The 343-nt window shown below is 58.9% G+C and carries 1 protein-coding gene; it reads right to left on the reverse strand.

From position 1 onward, the window contains the following. Window positions 1-343, reverse strand: a 343-nt coding sequence (locus tag KH400_RS30360) for a hypothetical protein (RefSeq protein WP_217228628.1), incomplete at both ends; no start/stop codon positions are given.

The raw sequence follows: 343 nt of genomic DNA on the forward strand, positions 1-343 counted from the left end.
TCTTTCCTCCTCCTCCCTCTCCTTTCTCTCCCCCTTCCTCTCCTTCTCCCCTCCCCTTTTCCCTCTTCTCCCCTTTCCTCCTTTTTTCCCCCCCCCCTCCCCCCCCTCCCCCTCCTTCCCCTTTCTTTTCCTTCCCTTCCCCCTCCCCCTCCTCTTTTTCCCCCCCTTTTTTTCTTTCCTCTTCCTCTTTCTTTCCTCTCTCCTCCTCCCTCCTCCTCTTCCTCCTCCTCTTTCCTCCCTCCTCTCCCCCTTCCTCTCCCCTCCCTCCCTCTCCTTCTTTCCCCTCCCTTCCCTTCCCCTCCCTTCTCCCCTCCTTCTCCCTCTCCCTTTTCTCTTCCCCTCT

Origin of the sequence: Desertibacillus haloalkaliphilus (assembly GCF_019039105.1) — a bacterium.
Taxonomy (GTDB): domain Bacteria; phylum Bacillota; class Bacilli; order Bacillales; family KJ1-10-99; genus Desertibacillus; species Desertibacillus haloalkaliphilus.